This window comes from Blastococcus capsensis (assembly GCF_030165005.1).
In the GTDB taxonomy this organism is placed as follows: domain Bacteria; phylum Actinomycetota; class Actinomycetes; order Mycobacteriales; family Geodermatophilaceae; genus Blastococcus; species Blastococcus capsensis.
On record NZ_JASNNW010000001.1, the window covers coordinates 136867 to 154630 of the forward strand.

16 protein-coding genes and 1 pseudogene are annotated in these 17764 nt (G+C 73.0%); 7 read left to right on the plus strand and 10 right to left on the minus strand.

Annotated elements, in window-relative coordinates:
• Positions 1-72: 72 nt before the first annotated feature.
• On the minus strand, positions 73-642 hold the full coding sequence (gene rpsD, locus QOZ86_RS00645; protein WP_284490335.1) for a 30S ribosomal protein S4: 570 nt from the start codon (positions 640-642) through the stop codon (positions 73-75).
• A 241-nt stretch (positions 643-883) separates the two neighbouring features.
• Here rpsD and QOZ86_RS00650 point away from each other — a divergent pair, with 241 nt between their 5' ends.
• A complete protein-coding gene (locus tag QOZ86_RS00650; protein ID WP_284490010.1) occupies positions 884-1441 on the plus strand; it encodes an RNA polymerase sigma factor in 558 nt (185 codons plus the stop codon).
• Between the two features lie 26 nt (positions 1442-1467).
• A complete protein-coding gene (locus tag QOZ86_RS00655) occupies positions 1468-2292 on the plus strand; it encodes a hypothetical protein (protein WP_284490011.1) in 825 nt (274 codons plus the stop codon).
• A 78-nt stretch (positions 2293-2370) separates the two neighbouring features.
• On the opposite strand, the gene QOZ86_RS00660 is transcribed toward QOZ86_RS00655, so the two are convergent.
• Together QOZ86_RS00660 and QOZ86_RS00665 are read right to left on the minus strand one after the other, a co-directional pair.
• The gene (locus tag QOZ86_RS00660) at positions 2371-3789 is read right to left on the minus strand and encodes a YlbE family protein (RefSeq protein WP_284490012.1); all 1419 of its coding nucleotides are present in this window, start codon (positions 3787-3789) and stop codon (positions 2371-2373) included.
• Positions 3786-5306: an AllF/FdrA family protein gene (locus QOZ86_RS00665; RefSeq protein ID WP_284490013.1), complete on the minus strand. Its 1521-nt coding sequence runs from the start codon at positions 5304-5306 to the stop codon at positions 3786-3788. The genes QOZ86_RS00660 and QOZ86_RS00665 overlap by 4 nt, the downstream gene beginning before the upstream one ends.
• Before the next feature lie 179 nt (positions 5307-5485).
• Here QOZ86_RS00665 and QOZ86_RS00670 point away from each other — a divergent pair, with 179 nt between their 5' ends.
• The 5 genes from QOZ86_RS00670 (at position 5486) to QOZ86_RS00690 (ending at position 11894) form a co-directional block, all read left to right on the plus strand.
• The gene (locus QOZ86_RS00670) at positions 5486-6967 is read left to right on the plus strand and encodes a uracil-xanthine permease family protein (RefSeq protein ID WP_284490014.1); all 1482 of its coding nucleotides are present in this window, start codon (positions 5486-5488) and stop codon (positions 6965-6967) included.
• A gap of 258 nt (positions 6968-7225) precedes the next feature.
• Complete coding sequence (locus QOZ86_RS00675) at positions 7226-8101, plus strand: FAD binding domain-containing protein (RefSeq protein WP_284490015.1); 876 nt, start codon at positions 7226-7228, stop codon at positions 8099-8101.
• 73 nt (positions 8102-8174) lie between these two features.
• A complete protein-coding gene (locus QOZ86_RS00680) occupies positions 8175-8690 on the plus strand; it encodes a (2Fe-2S)-binding protein (RefSeq protein WP_284490016.1) in 516 nt (171 codons plus the stop codon).
• Between the two features lie 112 nt (positions 8691-8802).
• A complete protein-coding gene (gene cutA / locus QOZ86_RS00685) occupies positions 8803-11226 on the plus strand; it encodes an aerobic carbon-monoxide dehydrogenase large subunit (protein WP_284490017.1) in 2424 nt (807 codons plus the stop codon).
• The gene (locus tag QOZ86_RS00690; RefSeq protein WP_284490018.1) at positions 11223-11894 is read left to right on the plus strand and encodes an SRPBCC family protein; all 672 of its coding nucleotides are present in this window, start codon (positions 11223-11225) and stop codon (positions 11892-11894) included. Before cutA ends, QOZ86_RS00690 begins: the two co-directional genes overlap by 4 nt.
• A gap of 28 nt (positions 11895-11922) precedes the next feature.
• Here QOZ86_RS00690 and QOZ86_RS21090 read toward each other — a convergent pair.
• The 7 genes and pseudogenes from QOZ86_RS21090 to QOZ86_RS00720 all read right to left on the minus strand — a co-directional run.
• Positions 11923-12159, minus strand: a pseudogene (locus QOZ86_RS21090) (PIN domain-containing protein); the annotation flags it as partial.
• Entirely contained in the window at positions 12156-12425 is a 270-nt protein-coding gene (locus QOZ86_RS00695) for a type II toxin-antitoxin system Phd/YefM family antitoxin (RefSeq protein ID WP_284490019.1), read from the minus strand. The pseudogene QOZ86_RS21090 and the gene QOZ86_RS00695, both read right to left, overlap by 4 nt.
• A gap of 138 nt (positions 12426-12563) precedes the next feature.
• Positions 12564-13973: a metallophosphoesterase gene (locus QOZ86_RS00700; protein ID WP_284490020.1), complete on the minus strand. Its 1410-nt coding sequence runs from the start codon at positions 13971-13973 to the stop codon at positions 12564-12566.
• A gap of 187 nt (positions 13974-14160) precedes the next feature.
• Positions 14161-14289 (minus strand): LuxR C-terminal-related transcriptional regulator, encoded by a 129-nt coding sequence (locus tag QOZ86_RS00705; protein ID WP_284490021.1) that lies wholly within the window; start codon positions 14287-14289, stop codon positions 14161-14163.
• A gap of 528 nt (positions 14290-14817) precedes the next feature.
• Entirely contained in the window at positions 14818-15747 is a 930-nt protein-coding gene (locus tag QOZ86_RS00710; protein ID WP_284490022.1) for an oxidoreductase, read from the minus strand.
• Positions 15748-15846: 99 nt separating this feature from the next.
• Positions 15847-16401, minus strand: coding sequence for a hypothetical protein (locus QOZ86_RS00715; RefSeq protein WP_284490023.1), 555 nt, complete (start codon positions 16399-16401; stop codon positions 15847-15849).
• A complete protein-coding gene (locus QOZ86_RS00720; RefSeq protein WP_284490024.1) occupies positions 16401-17534 on the minus strand; it encodes a serine hydrolase domain-containing protein in 1134 nt (377 codons plus the stop codon). Before QOZ86_RS00720 ends, QOZ86_RS00715 begins: the two co-directional genes overlap by 1 nt.
• Positions 17535-17764: the final 230 nt, after the last annotated feature.

Consider the following 17764-nt stretch of genomic DNA (forward strand, 5'->3'; position numbering starts at 1 on the left):
GACAGCCGAGGCCGCACACCGCCAGGATCGCTGCTGCCCGCTACCGCGACGGCGGTCGCGCCGATCACGCGGTCAGCGCGAGTAGTGCTCCACGACCAGCTGCTCCTCGCAGACGACGGGGACCTCGTCGCGGCTCGGCGTCCGCTCGTAGCGGGCCACCAGGTCGGCCAGGCGCACCTCGAGGTAGGCCGGGGCATCGGCGTGCGCACCCGAGGCGGCGACCAGGAAGGGCTCCTTGCGCTTGGACTTCTCCGCGATCTCGACGAAATCGCCGGGCTCGAGCCGGTAGGACGGGCGGTCGACCCGCTTGCCGTTGACCAGCACGTGCTGGTGGGTGACGAACTGGCGGGCCTGGTAGATCGTGCGGGCGAAGCCGGCCTGCAGGACGGTGGCGTCCAGCCGCGACTCGAGGTCCTGGATCAGCGCCTCACCGGTCTTGCTCCCCGAGCGCCTGGACCGGTCGAACGCCGCCCGCAGCTGCGTCTCGCTGATGTCGTACTGGGCGCGCAGCCGCTGCTTCTCCTTGAGCCGGGTGGAGTAGTCGCTGTCCTTGCGGCGCTTCCGCCCGTGCTCGCCGGGCGGGTACGGACGGCGCTCGAAGTACTGGACGCACTTCGGTGTGAGCGGGTGCCCTTCGACCAGCCACCGGTCGGGACGGCTGGCTCCGGCGCCGCCGTCGAACGCTTGCTCACCTGCGGCCCCGCCTGACGGGCCGACCCGCTCGCCGGACCATGCGAACGGGGGCGATCAGTCGCTGATGGCCACGAGTTCGTAGGAGTCGGTGCGGCGCTGAGCAGGTCACCCGTCCCGCCGCCGTGCATCTCACGTTTCCGCGCCGGCCTGCCGATGACATGGCAGATCCCATGCCGGCAGGAGGTGCGAGATGGCAGTCGGGACGACCTTCCCGGAGGTGCTGGCGGCCGCCCGCGCGGGTGCCGCCTGGGCCTTCGAGGTGCTGTACCGCGATCTCGCTCCCTCGGTGACCGGCTACCTGCGGCTGCACGGCGCTCTCGAGCCCGACGACCTGGCCAGCGAGAGCTTCATCGGCCTCTTCACGAGCCTCTCCACCTTCGACGGTGACGAGGGCGCGCTGCGGGCCTGGGTGTTCACCATCGCCCACCGCCGGCTGGTCGACGACTGGCGTCGGCGCAGCCGCCGTCCACAGGTCAGGGGATCCGACGCCGACCTGCTCGGTGCGATCCCCGGCGGGGACGTCGAGGAGGACGCACTGGCCGCCCTCGGGTCGGTCGCCGTGCACGAGCTCTGCGCCGCACTACCCGACGACCAGCGTGCCGCGATCCTCATGCGCATCGTCGGCGACCTCTCCCTCGAGCAGGTCGCCGATGCGATGGACCGGTCGGTGGGCGCCGTGAAGGCCCTGCAGCGCCGTGGCCTCCTCACCCTTCGGAGTGAGCTCGAGCGAACCGGCGTACCCCTGTGAGCCGCGCCGGCGATGTCGGGGATGAGATGACCACCAGCCAGCTCGACGACGCCTTCGAGGCCTACCTGGCGGGACGCCCCGTCCCGGTCCAGGCAGCCTCGCTCGCGCAATTCGCCGATTCGGTCCGGGAGATGTCCTCCCGGTCCGGCCGGCCCTCCGCGGGGCTCGCCGAGCTGCTGGCCAGCGGCCTTCTCACCGATTCCGTCGATGCGTCGGCGGAGTCGGCCCCCACTGCCCGAGGAGCGGCTCAGCCGGCGCTCCCGGGGCGTTCCAGAAGGAGACCTCGCATGTTCACGATCCTCGCCGCCGCCGCCGCCAAGTTCGGCGCCGCTGGAGCCGTCGCCCAGGCAGCCGCCGGGCTCGGCTTCGCCGCCGCCGGCGTCACCTCGGCCGGCGCCTTCGGCGTCCTGCCGGGCCCCGTCCAGGACGGTGTCGCCACCACCATCGAGGCCGTCACGCCCTTCGACCTGCCCGACTCGACCGACGAGCAGAGCGCCGAGGAGGCCGCGCCCCTGTCCGAGGACCCGGCCACCGACGAGCAGCCGCAGACCGGGACCGGCCCGGCCGACATCCCGCCCCTCCCCGACTTCGGCACCTCGGTCAGCGAGGACGCCCAGGACGGCGGCGTGGACGGCGCCCAGGTGAGCGACGACGCCCGCGCCACGCACCAGCCCGAGCAGGCCGGAGCACCGGAGCAGACCCGCGCGCCGGCGGACCAGGCGCCCGAGCGCCCCGCCACCCAGCCGGAGCCCGCTCCTCGGCCGGCCCCGGTGGAGCGCCCCGCTGCGGGCGGCGACGCCGCGACCGCACCCTCGGTCGGCCAGCCGCAGAGCGGCACCGGCCGCCCCTGATCCGAACAGCTCACCGAGTGCGACGGACTCGTGGTCATCACCGGCTGATGGCCACGAGTTCGTCGCACTCGACGCGCGTCAGACGGTGCGGACCTCCTCGGCGAGCGCCGCGAGCGCCTGCTCGAAGCACTGCTGCGGCGGCTGCACCAGCCCGGCGCCGACCTGTCCGGTGCCGGCGATCCGCCCGGCCATGCCGGTGTTGATCTGCGGCAGCCAGCCGGTGCGCGCCACCTTCAGCACGTCGATGCCGGTCGGCGAGCCGCGGAAGCCCATGATCGGGATCGCCATCGCGGGGTTCTCGGTGAGCGTCAGCTGGTACATCCGCTCGGTCGTCGCCAGGGCGTCGGGGACGGTGCCGCCGACGAACCGGACGATCGCGGGAGCCGCGGCCATCGCGAAGCCGCCGATGCCGTAGGTCTCCATGATCGTGGAGTCGCCGATGTCGGGGTTGGCGTCGTCGGGGCCGTAATCGCCGAGGAAGAGGCCGACCGGGGTGTTGGCCGGTGCGGTGAACCAGCGGTCGCCGGTGCCGGCGGTCCGGATGCCGAAGTCCGTTCCGTTGCGGGCCATGACGGTGACCATCGTGGAGCCCGGGACGCCGCGGGCGGCGTCCATCGCGAGCTTCGCCGTCGGCATGCCCAGGTTGAGGAAGAAGTGCTCGTTGCCGCCGATGAAGCGCAGCACCGCGGCGATGTCCGACGAGGGCGCGTCGGTGGCCACGACCAGCGGTGACAGCTCGCGCAGCGTCATGAGCGATCCGGCGCGGTTGCGGTTGTGCCCCTCGTCGCCCATCTGGAGCATCTGCGCCAGCACAGCCTTGACGTCGAGCGGGTCGTTGCCCGCGTCGATGGAGCCGCGGACGGCCTGGGACAACACCGGGCCGAGCACGTCGCGCATCCAGCGCAGCCGCGCCTGCACCTCCTCGTTGAAGGCGCCCATCCGCAGCACCTTGCCGAGGCCCTCGTTGAGGTTGCAGAACGCCTGCCCACCGCCGACCGGGTCCTCCAGGCACCACATCCACATCGACGGGCTCGTGACGCCGGCCATCGGGCCGACGGTGCGGTGGTGGTGGCAGGGGTCGAGGGTGACGGCGCCGGTGGAGAGCAGGATCTCCGCCTCCTCGACGTCGGCCGCCCACCCCTCGAACAGGCAGGCCCCGATCAGCGCGCCGCGCATCGGCCCGGAGGCGGCCTCCCAGGTCAGCGGCGGCCCCGAGTGCAGCAGGGTGCGGTCGGCCAGGCCGATCACCTCGCGGGCCGGCCGGACGTCGACGAGCACCGATCCGGCGGCGAGCACCCGCTCGACGGCGGTGCGGTTCGCCGCGGCGCGGCGGGCGTCCAGGGCCAGCGCGGCGAGATCGGCCGGGTCGCCGAAGCCCGGCGGGCGCCAGTCGACGTCAGAGACAGCGGCACCCTGGGCGCGCAGCGCGTCGGAGAAGACGTCGACCCCGGCCGCCACGATGGACGGCGGGCCGGAGAGCAGGTTCCCGAGCGTCATGCCGAAGCTCCCAGCAGGTCGAGGGCGTACCGCGTGGCGGCGGCGTTGGACGAGAAGACGGCGGCACCGGCGGCGGCCAGGGCATCGGCCTGGCGCGACCAGCCCTGCGGATCACTCTCCGTGCCGATCAGTGCGATGACGACGGGCAGCTGCTTCTGCGCCCGCGCCGCCTGGAGCGCGGGGGCCAGCGCACCGGCCGGGTCGGGGTCGGCTCCGTAGCCGAGGACGACGTCGAGCAGCAGGACGGCGGGCTCGTCGGAGGCGGCCAGGCCGGCGATGGCCTCCAGCCGCAGCGTCGGGTCGATCATCGGGTGTGCGCGCCCCACGGTGAGGGCGTCGTCGCCGAAGTCGATGACCAGGTGGCCGGAGGCGGACAGGTCTGGGGCGGATGGGTCGACGACGAAGCCGAGCCCGGGCTCCAGCGGGGTGTTCGAGCGGATGCCGCCGAGAACCGGGGAGGCCAGCAGCATCGCCTCGTCGGCCAGCGTGCCGCCGGAGTAGAGCCCCTTGAGCACCGCGCCGGGCACGACCGCCTCGGCCGGCCCGGGACGGGACGGCCACACCGGGACGTCGAAGCCCAGGTCCGTCAGGAGCGCCTCGACGGCGGCGGTGAGGTCGGGGCTCTCCGGCGACAGCGCGGCCGACCGGACCGGGACGCCGAGCCCCTCGGCGAACGACGTCACCGCGGCGGCCACTGACGGCGCCGGGGGCTTGGACACGAGCAGGACCCGCTCGGTGGCGGGGTCGGCGTCCAGGGCCGCCAGTGCGTCCAGCGTGGCGAGGCCACCGACGGCCTCGGACAGGTCGCGCCCGCCGACGCCGAGCACGTGCGAGACGCCGACGCCGGCCATGTCGAGCAGGCAGGAGACCTGCTGGGCGCCGGTGCCGGAGGCGGCGACCAGCCCGACCGGCCCGGGGCGGATGACGTTGGCGAAACCGAGGGCGACGCCGGACACGATCGCCGTTCCGCAGTCGGGGCCCATGACCAGGACGCCGGCCTGGTGCGCGGCTCGCTTCAGCGCCACCTCCTGCTCGACCGGCACGCCGTCGGAGAAGACCAGCACGCTGCGGCCGGCGGCGATCGCGTCAGCGGCCTCGGCGGCGGCGTATGCCCCGGGCACGCTGACGATCGCCAGGGCCGGCGTCTCGTGCGACAGGTCGTCGAGCCCCGCACCGACGGTGCGGTGCGGAACGGCGTCGGCGGTGCCGGTGGAGCGCTCCCGCTCGGCGAGAGCGGCGTCGACGTCGGCGAGCGCGGCGGCCAGCGCGTCGTCGTCCTCGGCCCGCACGGCGATCAGCAGCTGCTCGGGCGAGGACTCGCCGTCGGGAGCCAGGCCCATGCCGACGGCGAGCTCGAGGTTCAGCGGGGTCGCCATGGCGACCAGCACGGCCCAGACGCCGTCGCGCGCGCCGATCCGGCGGCTCACCTGCATCAGCTTGACCGAGTCGGCGTAGACCCCGGATCGAAGCTGGACCGAGACCGCCGGGTCTCCACCGGAGGGGGCTGAGGGGCTCATCCCCGGACCGTACCGACCGATCTCTCAGCGGTGAAGTATCGGCATCTGCGTGCAACAACGATTTAGCGTTGAGGTACTTCCGTCAGAGGTGTGTGCGGTGACACAGTGACGCCGCGCGGTGGGACGACGCCCGTCGACCGGCACCGCATCGAGTCGAAGTGCACGTCGAGGAGGCACTCATGGCGTTCGGGTGGAAGCTCTACGGGGACGGCAAGACGCCCCCGCTCGGAGAGGCCGTCGCTCCTGACGAACGCCTCTCCTGGCCGCGCACGGTCGGGATCGGCGCACAGCACGTCGTCGCCATGTTCGGGGCGACCTTCGTCTTCCCGCTGATCATGGGGCTGGACGCCAACCTCGCCATCATGATGAGCGGCGTCGCGACGATCATCTTCCTGCTGATCGTGAAGGGGCAGGTGCCCAGCTACCTGGGCACGAGCGCCGCCTTCGTCGGCGGCGTCCTCGCGGTACGAGCCCAGACGGACAGCGACGCCGCGGTCCTGGGCGCCATCCTGGTGTCCGGGGTCGTGCTGGCCCTGGCCGGCCTGGTCATCCACTTCATGGGCGCCCGGGCGATCAACGCCGCGCTCCCCCCGGCCGTCACCGGCGCCGTCGTCATGCTGATCGGCTTCAACCTGGCCCCGGTCGTGGCCGGGGTGTACTGGCCGCAGGACCAGTGGGTCGGCCTGGCGACCATGACCTTCGTGATCGTTGCGTCGCTGCTGCTGCGCGGCTTCTGGTCGCGCATCTCCATCCTGCTCGGCCTCATCTTCGGCTACCTGCTCTCGGTCCTGCTCGATGTGACGGCCGGCCCGATCACCTCCTTCGACCCGAGCACCGGCGGGGAGACCACCCGCGACCGGATCAACTTCGATGCGGTCGCCCAGGCCGACTGGATCGGCCTGCCGGAGTTCACCGCGCCCAGCTTCTCGGTCAACTTCAGCCTGCTGGTGCTGCCCGCCGTCATCGCCCTGATCGCCGAGAACGCCGGGCACGTCAAGGCGGTCGCGGCGATGACCAAGCGCGACCTGGACCCCGTCATGGGCCGCGCGGTCTTCGCCGACGGCGTCGCCACCGTCGTCGCCACCTCGGTCGGCGGCTCCCCGACGACGACGTACGCGGAGAACATCGGCGTCATGGCCGCCACCCGCGTCTACTCGACGGCGGCCTACTACGTGGCCGCGGTCGTCGCCATCCTGCTGGGCCTGGTGCCCAAGTTCGGCGCGCTGATCAACATCATCCCGGGTGGCGTGCTGGGCGGGATCACCGTCGTCCTCTACGGGATGATCGGCCTGCTGGGCGCCAAGATCTGGAAGGAGAACCGGGTCGACTTCGCCAACCCGATCAACCTGGTGCCCCTGGCCGCCGGGATCATCATCGCGATCGGCAACGTCACCCTGAACGTCACCGACACCTTCCCGCTCAGCGGCATCGCGTTCGGCACGATCGTCGTCGTCGTCGGCTGGCACATCGCCCGGGCCGTCGCGCCCCCGGAGATGAAGGCCGCACTCCTGGAGGAGGACGGATTCGTGGGCGGAACCGGCCCGACCCTGGGGCACGCCGGGGGCCACGAGGTGCGACCCGACCCGTCGTCCGTCGACCAGGTCGGCCGCCCCGGTGTTCTCGGCGGCAGCACGCCCGGAGAGGGCGCGCACCGCCGGTAGCCGCTCGTCCGCTCCGTCGCACCCCGTGGTCCCCGGCGCTCCGAACGAGGTCTCCGGACCCCGTTCGAGGCCCGGGGACGGCGTGCGTCCGGGGGGCGTCGCCGGGAAAGCACGGATCCTGCGACGGACGGTCCCGGCCGGCCGGTGGCGTTCCGGTGGCGCCGTGGCGAAGTTTTAGCGCTGAGGTACTTTCGCCCGCCTCCGGCCGGTGACAGAGTGACGTCTCCGCAGCCGTTCGCACGGAGGTGACCGCAGCCGGTGAAGCCAGCCCCCTTCCGCTACGCCGACCCAGGCTCCCTGGACGAGGCCCTCGAGGTCCTCGCCGAGGAGGGCGCCAAGGTGCTGGCCGGGGGCCAGTCACTGCTGCCGTTGCTCTCGATGCGCCTCGCGGCGCCGGCCACGCTCGTCGACATCAACCGGGTGCCCGGCCTGGACTCGATCGAGGTCACCGGGGACGGCGTGACGGTAGGGGCACTCGTTCGGCACAACTCGCTGCTGCACGACGACGCCGCCGCCCGGAGCCAGCCGCTGCTGACCCGCGCGACGGCGAACGTCGCGCACCCGGCGGTCCGGAACCGCGGCACCACCGTCGGCTCGATCGCACACGCCGACCCGTCCGGCGAGATGACGGCGGTGCTCGCGCTGACCGACGGCTCGGTCACGGTGGCGGGCGCGGCCGGCTCCGAGGTCGTGGGCTGGCGGGACCTCTTCGTCGGCCCGCTGGAGACGTCGATCGCCGGGCCCGCCGTCGTCACCTCCGCCTTCTTCCCCGCGCTGCCACCGCGGTCGGGGACCGCGTTCCAGGAGGTCGCCCGCCGCAAGGGCGACTACGCCGTCTGCGGCGCGGGCGTCGTCGTCACGCTCGACGCCGGCCGGCGCGTGGCGTCCGTCCGCGCCTCCTATGTCTCGGTGGGGCTGACCCCCGAGGTGCACGACCTGACCGAGGCGGTCGCCGGGTCGCCGGTGGAGAAGGCCGACTGGGCCGCCGCCGGCGCACTGGCCCGCACGCTGGTCGACCCGGACACCGACATCCACGCCAGCGCCCACTACCGGCGCCTGCTGGTGGGCGTGCTGACCGAGAGAACTCTTGCCGAGGCTGCCGCCGAAGCCGCCGCGAGAGCGACGCGCGAGTGAGCATCGCAGCGAGCGCCGGCGAGCGAGGAGCGGAGCGAGTGCGGAACCGAGCCACCAACAGAGGGAGGGCCGCATGACCGGTGTCGACACGGAGCGGACGATCGCCGTCACGGTGAACGGTGTTCCACGTGAAGCCACCGTGCCGGTCCGCCGGCTGCTGTCCGACGCGCTGCGGCACGACCTGGGGCTGACCGGCACGCACGTCGGCTGCGAGCACGGCGTGTGCGGGGCATGCACGGTGATCGTGGACGGCGACCCGGTCCGCTCGTGCCTGATGCTCGCCGTCCAGGTGGACGGGTCGTCGGTGCGCACGGTGGAGGGGCTGGCGCGCGACGACCACCAGGGCGGCCAGGTGCTGCACCCGGTGCAGGAGGCGTTCCGCGAGTGCCACGCCCTGCAGTGCGGCTTCTGCACGCCGGGCTTCCTGATGACGATCGCCGCGGGGCTCGAATCGCGGGACAACGCGCAGGAGATCTCCGAGGAGGAGGTCGACGAACTGGTCGGCGGAAACCTCTGCCGGTGCACCGGCTACGCCAACATCAAGAAGGCCGTGCGCCACGCCGCCACCGCGATGAAGGACGACGCGTGACGCCCGCGGCCCGCCTGAGCCGCGCCAACCGATGGAAAGCCGCGTCACGGCCCGGCTTCCCATCCGGCGCCGCGGCTCCGGCTCCGGTCGATGCGGCCATGGAGGAGGCCCGATGACGACGAAGCTCTTCGGGGAGCCGGTCCGCCGGCGCGAGGACCAGCGGCTGATCACCGGCAAGGGCCGCTACCTCGACGACATCGGCCCGAACGCGCTGGCCGCCGCCTTCGTGCGCAGCCCGCACGCGCACGCCCGGATCGTGGACATCGACGTCGACGCCGCCCTCGAGGTCGAGGGCCTGGTCGCGATCTACACCTACGAGGACCTCACCGGCCCGATGGCCGAGCCGCTGCCGGTGCTCATCCCGCACCCGCAGATGCATGCGCCGCGGACGGGGTTCCCGCTGGCAAACGGCGAGGTCAACCACGTGGGCGAGCCGATCGTCATGGTGGTCGCCACCGACCGGTACGTGGCCGAGGACGCCTGCGACCGCATCCTCGTCACCTACGAGGAGCTGCCGGTCGTCGTCGGCGTGGACGTCGCCCGAGCGGCGACCGCGGCGGTGCACGAGGAGATCCCCGACAACGTCGCGGCCCGGCACCACCAGGAGACCGGCGACGTCGAGCCGGCGCTGGCCGCCTCGCCGCGGACGCTGTCCTTCACCCAGTACATCGAGCGGAGCGCCTGCATGCCCATGGAGGGCAAGGGCGTGCACGCGCGCTGGGACTCCGACGACCGGTCGCTGCGGGTCTACACGAGCACCCAGGCGTCGACGTCGGTGCGCGCGGCGATCGCGGCGAAACTGGACCTGAGCCTGGACAAGGTCGAGGTGATCGCGCCCGACGTCGGGGGCGGGTTCGGCGTGAAGATCGTGCACCCGTGGCCGGAGGAGCTGCTGGTGCCGATGGCCGCGATCGCGCTCGGCCAGGAGGTGAAGTGGGCCGAGGACCGGCGCGAGCACTTCATCGGCTCCGCCCACGAGCGGCAGCAGCGGCAGGAGATCACCGTCGGGTACGACGACGACGGCCGGATCACCGCGCTCGACGTCCACATCTGGCACGACAACGGCGCGTACACGCCCTACGGGATCATCGTGCCGATCGTGACGGCGACCCAGCTGGTCGGGCCGTACGTGATCCCGGTGTACCGGGTGGTCGTGGAGTCGGTGTTCACCAACACCGTGATCGTGACGCCGTACCGCGGCGCCGGGCGGCCGCAGGGCTGCTACGCGATGGAACGCACGATGGACCGCATCGCCGACGACCTCGGGCTGGACCGGGCGCTGGTCCGCGAGCGGAACCTGATCCAGACCGACCAGTTCCCCTACGACCACCACCTGACGTTCCAGGACGGCCGGCCGGTCATCTACGACTCGGGTGACTACCCCGGCCTGCTGGACAAGCTGCGGACGCTGGTCGGCTGGTCCGAGGCCGACCGGCTGCGGGCCGAGGCGGCCACGCGCGGGAAGCTGCTCGGCGTCGGCATGGCGATGTACGTGGAGGGGACCGGGCCCGGCCCGTACGAGGGCGGGCACGTGCAGGTGCTGGGCAGCGGCAAGGTCCTGGTGTCGACCGGGCTGACCTCGCAGGGGCAGGGCCACGAGACGGCGTTCGCGCAGATCGTGGCCTCGGAGCTCGGCGTCCCGATCGAGGACGTCGAGGTGACCACCGGCGACACCCGGCGCTTCGGGTACGCCGTCGGCACCTTCGCCTCGCGGGCCGCGGTGATGAGCGGCAACGCGATCGCCCTGGCCGCCCGCGGGGTGCGGGAGAAGGCGCTGCGCATCGCGGCGGACGTGCTGGAGGCCGCGCCGGAGGATCTCGAGATCGACGAGGGCCTGGTGCAGGTGAAGGGTGTGCCGGGGACGTCGATCCCGCTGCGGACGGTGGCCGTCCTGTCCAACCCGCTGCGGTACGCGTTCGACGAGGCGGCGAAGCAGGCGACGCAGTTCGCGCGGGCCGGGTCGGACGACAAGCCGCCCGTCGCCGAGGGCGACGCGCCGGGCCTGGAGCACCGCGACTACTACTCGCCGATCCGGTCGACGTTCGCGTCGGGCGCCCACGCGGCGATCGTGGAGATCGACCCGGCGACGTGGGAGATCGACGTCGTGAAGTACGCGGTGGTGCACGACTGCGGCAACGTCGTGAACCCGATGATCGTCGAGGGCCAGGTGCACGGCGGCGTCGCGCAGGGCGTGGGGGGTGCGTTGTACGAGCGGATGGCCTACGACGCCGACGGGCAGCTGCAGAACGCCTCGTTCATGGACTTCCTGATGCCTTACGCCTCCGAGGTGCCGGACATCGACATCGACCACCAGCAGACGCCGTCGCCGCTGAACCCGCTGGGCATCAAGGGCGCCGGCGAGGCGGGCGTGATCCCGGGGACGGCGGCGATCGCCTCGGCGATCGAGGACGCGGTGGGCCGGCGGATCACGTCGATGCCCATCTCGCCGACCGAGCTGTACGACCTGGTGCGAAACCCCACGGCTGAACGGACGGCCGCCGCTGAGCGCCGTTCCGAGAACGGAGTTCTGGCGTGAACCTGGACGGCTCTGCGGTGCTGCACGGCGACCCGGACAAGGTGTGGTCGGTGATCACCGACCCGGCGGTGCTGGCGCGGACGATCCCGGGCTGCGAGACGCTGGAGCAGGTCGGGGACGACGAGTACCGGATGAACGTCTCCGTCGGCGTCGGCGCGATCCGCGGGACGTACGCGGGCGAGGTGAAGCTGGCCGACAAGCAGCACCCGACGTCCTACGTGATGCACGCGTCCGGCGCCGGTGCGCCGGGCAACGCGCGGGCGACGGTGACGATCAACCTGTCGCCGGCCGAGGACGGGAAGACGAACCTCACCTACTCGGCCGACGCCGTGATCGGCGGCCCGGTGGCGGGTGTGGGCCAGCGGATGATCACCGGTGTGGCCAAGCGGATGGCCGGCCAGTTCTTCAAGGCGATCGACGACGAGCTGACCGGTGCCGCGGCGGCTGCTCCGTCTGCGGCAGCGGTGAGCTCGACGTCGGAGGCCGACGCAGCTGGCAACCACGCCGTCCCGGCAGGTGAGGCTGCTCCGGCGGTGTTCGCCGGCCGCGCCGGCATTCCCGCGGGCACGTCCGGCGACGTGCAGACCTTGGCGCTCGGTGCCGTCGGCGGCGCCGTCCTGACCCTGATCGGCGTCCTGATCGGCTACCGCCTCGGTCGCCAACGCTAGCGGCCGGGCCTGCCCCGGGAAACTCGGCGGCTGCTTCGAGGATGCCGTCGTCGACGGGGACGGTGTCCAGTGCCGCGAGGACGGCGCGGCCCGGGTCCAGCAGCCGCTCGTCGATGCGCCGGCACGTCCGCAACACCTCGACGTGCGCCAGCGCGCTGCTCACGAGCGGCACATCCGGCCGATCGGCCAGCCAGGCGACCAGGTCGGCGCTGTACTCCTCGGCACGGACGAGCGTGAGCAGGGCCGAGGAGTCGAGGTAGATCACAGACGGTCCTCGCGGAGAGCGTCGAGCACCTCGCCGGTGAGCGGGCCATCGATGTGCAATGGCCCCGCCAGGCGCCGCGGGTTTCGGGCCGGCACGAGCCTGCCGGCAGCCACCAGCCTGTCGCGCGCGGACTCCGACGGCAGCGGAGGCACGAGCCGGGCGACGAGCACACCTCGTTCGGTCACCTCGACGGTCTCACCCGCCTTGACGCGAGCCAGGTATCTGCTCGCGTTCTGCCGAAGCTCTCGTACGTCGATGCGTAGCACCCCGCGAGAGTGGCATCTGTGGTGCTACTCACCAAGCCAGCGATGCGGGTGGACGACGACGTCCGCCTCCCGCCCCGCGCCGGCCGCGGGTCCCGGTCGTAGGCCCTCGAGACCGCGGCGCCCACGGCGGCCGGCGGCTCAGCCCGCCGCAGACACCACGAACGGGACCTCGACGACGAGGTTGTCCGGCGTGAGCGCGGTCATCGGTTGCGGTTCGCCGTCCTCGCCCAGCGACGCGTACGGGGTGACGGCCAGCGTGTCGCCGTCGACCCGGGCCAGGAGCAGGTGTGACTGCGCTGCCCAGGCGACGGTGTGTGCGGCCTCGAAGTCCTCCGGGGGTTGCTCGCGGACCTTGCCGCCGGCACCGGTGAGGAAGTAGTCGATGCCGTCGACCCGGGACAGCTGGAAGTTGTGCTCGTGCCCGGCGAAGGCCGCGTGCACCCCGGAGCGGCGGAACAGCGGCACGAGTTTCTCGATCATCTTCTCGGTGTTCGGGTGGTGCGGCCCGGCGCAGTACGTCGGGTGGTGGCTGAAGGGGAAGCGCCAGGTCGGCCCCCCGGGGTCGTCGGCCGGGAACGCACGGTCGAGGAAGTCCCGGTGCTTCGGGCTCTCGAAGAAGTGCTCGCTCGGCAGGGGATCGGCCAGCGAGGTGTCCACGCAGACGAACTCGACGTCCGCGCCGAACCCGAAGCGGTAGAACATGCCCGGGTCTGCCGAGGCCCGCTCCCCCGCGGCCTCCGGGCTGAACCGCAGATCGGTCAGGAAGTTGTCGCGCATCTGCTCACGGTCGTCGGCGGCCTCGGTGTCGCTGGTGTCGTGGTTGCCGACCGCCGGGTAGAAGGGCACGCGGGCCAGCGCGTAGCGGTAGGGCTGGTAGAAGCTGGAGTACCAGTCGTCGTCCTCACCGCCGGTCTCACCGCGCGCCCGGCCGGCCTGTGCGCGGTAGACGTTGTCACCGGTGCCGACCACCAGCCGGATCCCCGGCTCGTCGACCAGCCGGTCGAGCACCTGGGCCACGCGCTGCTGCCGGCGACCGCCCTCGGCATCCACGACCACGCCGACCCCGTAGTCGCCCAGCACGGCGAAGTCCACGGGCGCCGGGACCCCCGGATCGGGATGGGTGCGGAACCGCAGGTCGTAGGACCGCCCCGCGGGGCGCAGGTCGAGCCCACCTCGGGGCACCGGGCCCCAGTCCCAGCGCTCGCCGGCTGCCCACGGACGCCCGTCGACGAGGATCCGGTAGCGGTAGGCGGTGTCGGGCCGCAGCCCCTCCACCCACGTGTGGTTGACCTCGGTGCTCCGGGCGGAGGCGACGACGTCCCCCGCTGCGTCGATCACCTCGACGACGGCCTCCCCGTACGGCGCCGAGCGCGCGCCGATGCTGTCCACCCGGCCCGGGTCCACCTCGGCGAGGCGCTCCTCCTCGACGACCCGCCAACGGCCGGCCGCGTCGTCCCGTCGAAACCAGAAGCCGCCCCAGGCGACGAGTGCTCGCTCAGGGCCGACGTCGACCAGGTGGACGAAGGGCTCGAATCGGGTCTCCGGCATGGCCGGGCCCCTACCCGCCCGGCCGCCGGATCATCACGCTCCCCTGCCGGTGCGGCGTGCGCGCACCCCTTCAGCTGCTCCGCAGCCCAGGTGAGGACGGCGAGCAGCCGCCGGTTGTCGTGCGAGCTGGGCGGCAGCCCCAGCTCGGCGAAGACCGCGGCGATGTGGGTCTCGACGGTCTTGGCGCTCAGTACAGCTCCACGCCGATGCGCTGGTTGGACCGTCCTTCGGCCATGAGCCGCAGGACGTCGCGTTCGCGGGCGGTCAGCTGGTCCACGGCCGTGCTGGTCCGCTGCCGCCCGAGCAGCCGCCGCACGATGTCGGAGTCGACGACCGACTCGCCGGCTCACCACCCCCGTTCTCCTGGACGGCCCGGTCATGTCCCACGACATGGCGCCCGAGTGGTCCCCGGACGGGCAGGTGATCGCCTTCAGCCTCCGACCGCGGGGCGGTCGAGACGGAGATCTGGCGGATCGACGCCGACGGGACGGAACTGCGCCGGACGGCGCGCGGATCCTGTTCAGCAGCACGCGCGGCGGGGGTGCGCACGACCTCTGGACGATGGACGCGGACGGCGGGGACGTGCGGGCCCTCGGTGGCGAACCGGGCCGCCGCCACCCTTGTTCGAAAGCAGTTCGGAGGGCCGTCGTCGACGCGTCGAGCGACCGGCTCAGCGCCGGGAACGCCACGTCCCGCCGGCCGAGCTGCACCACCACGGACACCGCATCTCCGCCTCATGGGTGTGCGACGTCTGCGGCGAGCCGGTGCGGCGCGGGACCGAACGCCGCGTCCCCGACAACCGGGAGCCGGGGCACGGACCGCTCCCCCCGCTGACCCCGGCCGGTCAGGCGGGTGCCACCTGCAGCGGGATCCCGGTCTCCCGCTCGGACACCTCCCACAGGACGTCGATGTGCTCCTGCAGGTCGAGCCGGCGCAGGACCGGCCGCCGCACCGGCGGCCCGTGCGAGCCGTACCGCGGGGCGTAGAGCTCCCCGCCGCGGGCGCGCGGATCGGTCGCCGCCCGCAGCTGCGGCCGCGCACCCTCGAACGGTGTCATCCCCGACCGCGCCGTCAGCGCCTCGAAGAACGCCCCCACCCAGCCGGCGCCGCCCTCTCGCACCGACCGCGCCTGCAGGTCGGTGTTCGACAGCCCCGGGTGCGCGACGAGGGAGGCTGCGGGGACACCGGCGCGCGAGAACTGCTGCTGCAACCCCAGCCCGAAGTGCAGGTTGGCCATCTTCGCCCGCGCGTACGACGCCCACGCTCCGTAGTTCCGCGTCATGTGCGGGTCGTCCGGGTCCAGCCGCCCGGCCCGGTGGCGTGCGGTGCTGGTCACCGTCACCACCCGCGCCGAAGGGCTGCGCACCAGCGCCGGCAGCAGGTGCGCGGTGAACGCCCAGTGCCCCAGGTGGTTGACCCCGAACTGCATCTCGAAGCCGTCGACCGTCGTCCGCTGCGGCATCGCCATCACCCCGGCGTTGTTCACCAGCAGATCCACCCGCTCGTGCGCACCGAGGATCTGCGACGCGGCGGCCTTCACCACGGACAGGTCACCGAGATCCAGCGGAACCACCTCCAGCGACGCGGCCGGATACCGCTCGGCCATGCGCGCCACCGCCGCCGTCGTCCTGCCCGGATCCCGGGCAGCCACCACCACGTGCGCGCCGGCACCGGCCAGCGCGAGCGCCGTCTGGAAGCCGAGACCGCCGTTGCCGCCGGTCACCACCGCCGTGCGCCCGCTCAGGTCGGGGATGTCCTTCTCGGTCCAGGCCATGCGTGCGTCGTCCCCTCTCCGTTGCCCGCCAACATCGATTGCGCGCCCATGGTGGTCATCCGGATGGATGACCACCATCCGCGCGCACTGGCGCACGCCTCAGGGCAGCCGGCCGATGGCCTTCAGCTCCACCGCGGTGAGGACCTCCCACCGGATCGCCGAGCTGCCCGGCCGGACCAGGCGCCAGTAGCGGTCGAACCGCCGCCGGGTCTCGGCGTCGGTCGACATCACCCGGGTCTCCGAGCTCAGCTCCGTCCCGCCGCCCTGTGGGGTCAGCCGGAAATCCATCGCGGCCTTCACCCAGCCCCGCTGCGTGAACGAGCGGAGCTGCTCGGCGTCCAGGACCGGTCCGTCCGCACCACCCGACAGCCGCCAGGCCTGCAGCGCGCCCCCGAACACCACCGCCGACGGCGCCTGGGAGCCCAGCAGCGGCACCGGCAGCGCGTCGAGGAACGGCCGGTCGTGCAGCTGGCCGAACCCGCGCCCGGAGAGCACCACGGGCAGGAACCGCGCCGCCGAGAGCGTCAGCGTCACCGGCAGTTCGGACAGCCGGACGGCGTGCAGCGCCGCCCACACCACCGACGGCGGCGCGGCGATCCACCGTGACTGCCGGGTGACGCGCTCCGGCCGCGGGAGGACGGCGTCGAGCTCCATCAGCCCAGCGCGTCGTAGACGGCGCGGACGTACGCCTCGCTGCGCGGCGACCCGATCAGCCCGCTGCCCATCTTGTTCATCATGTAGCTGATCGTCAGCCGCCGGTCGAGGTCCATGACCACCAGCGAGCCGCCCCAGCCACCCCAGAAGAAGGTCCGCCCCTCGGGCACGTACGGCACCGTCGGCGAGCCGAGGCAGAAGCCCGTCCCCCAGCGGAACGGCGCACCCAGCACCAGGTCGATCCCGTCGGCCTGTGGCTCCAGCACCTTCTCCACCGTCTGCGGCGACAGCAGCCGGACGTCGCCGGCCTCGCCACCCAGCGACAACGTGCGCAGCACCCGCATGACACCGCGGGCGTTGGAGTGCCCGTTGAGCGCGCCGAGGTCCGCCGCCCGCCACTCCGGGGAGTTCGCCGCCTTCGCCGACGCCGTCGGCCCGGTGAAGGTCTTCACGCTCACCGACTCCGGGTCCAGCGTGCGGGGGTCGACGTCGGGGCGCGGCGGCGCGAGCACCGGCGCGATGCGGGACACCTCCGACTCCCGCGCCCCGATCTGGAAGTCCGCGCCCAGCGGGTCGGCGATCCGGTCGGCCACGAACCGCTTGAAGGTCAGCCCGGTGATCCGCCGGATCACCTCGCCGACGAGATGCCCCTGGTTGTTCGCGTGGTAGCCCGAGGCCGTCCCCGGCTCCCACCACGGGCGCTGCTGCGCCAGCCGCTCGGTGGCCGAGGGCCAGTCGTACATGTCGCGGATCGAGAACGGCTGCTCCCAGCCGGAGACGCCGGACGTGTGCGACAGCAGGTGCCGCACCCGCACGTCCTTCTTGCCCTTCGCGCAGAACTCGGGCCAGTAGTCGCCCACCGGCGCGTCGAGGTCCAGCTCGCCCCGCTCGACCAGCACGAGCGCCGCCAGCGCGACCACGCACTTCGTCGTCGACCAGACGTTGACGATCGTGTGCTCCGACCACGGCTGGGTGCGTGCCTCGTCCCGGTAGCCGCCCCACAGGTCGACGACGGTCTCCCCGTCCAGGTCGACGGCGACCGAGGCGCCCAGCTCGTCGCCGTCCAGCTGCTGCGCCAGCGCCTCCCGCACCCCGGCGAAACGCTCGTCGCACCGCCCGTGGACCTCGGCCATCAGCCCCCCTCGCTCCGGGCACGGCGTCGTCGGCGCGCCTCCCCGTGATCACATCACGGCCGCAGGCCCGACGCAGGACCATCGGTCCCGCACGGCAGGATGGCCCGCCGACGGGGTGCCGCGGCGGCACCCCGGGAGACGGAGACCACGGTGGGCTTCCTCGATCGGCTGCTCGGACGGCGGGGGGACGACGCACCCCAGATCCCCGGCATGGTGCCCGGCCGGAGGCG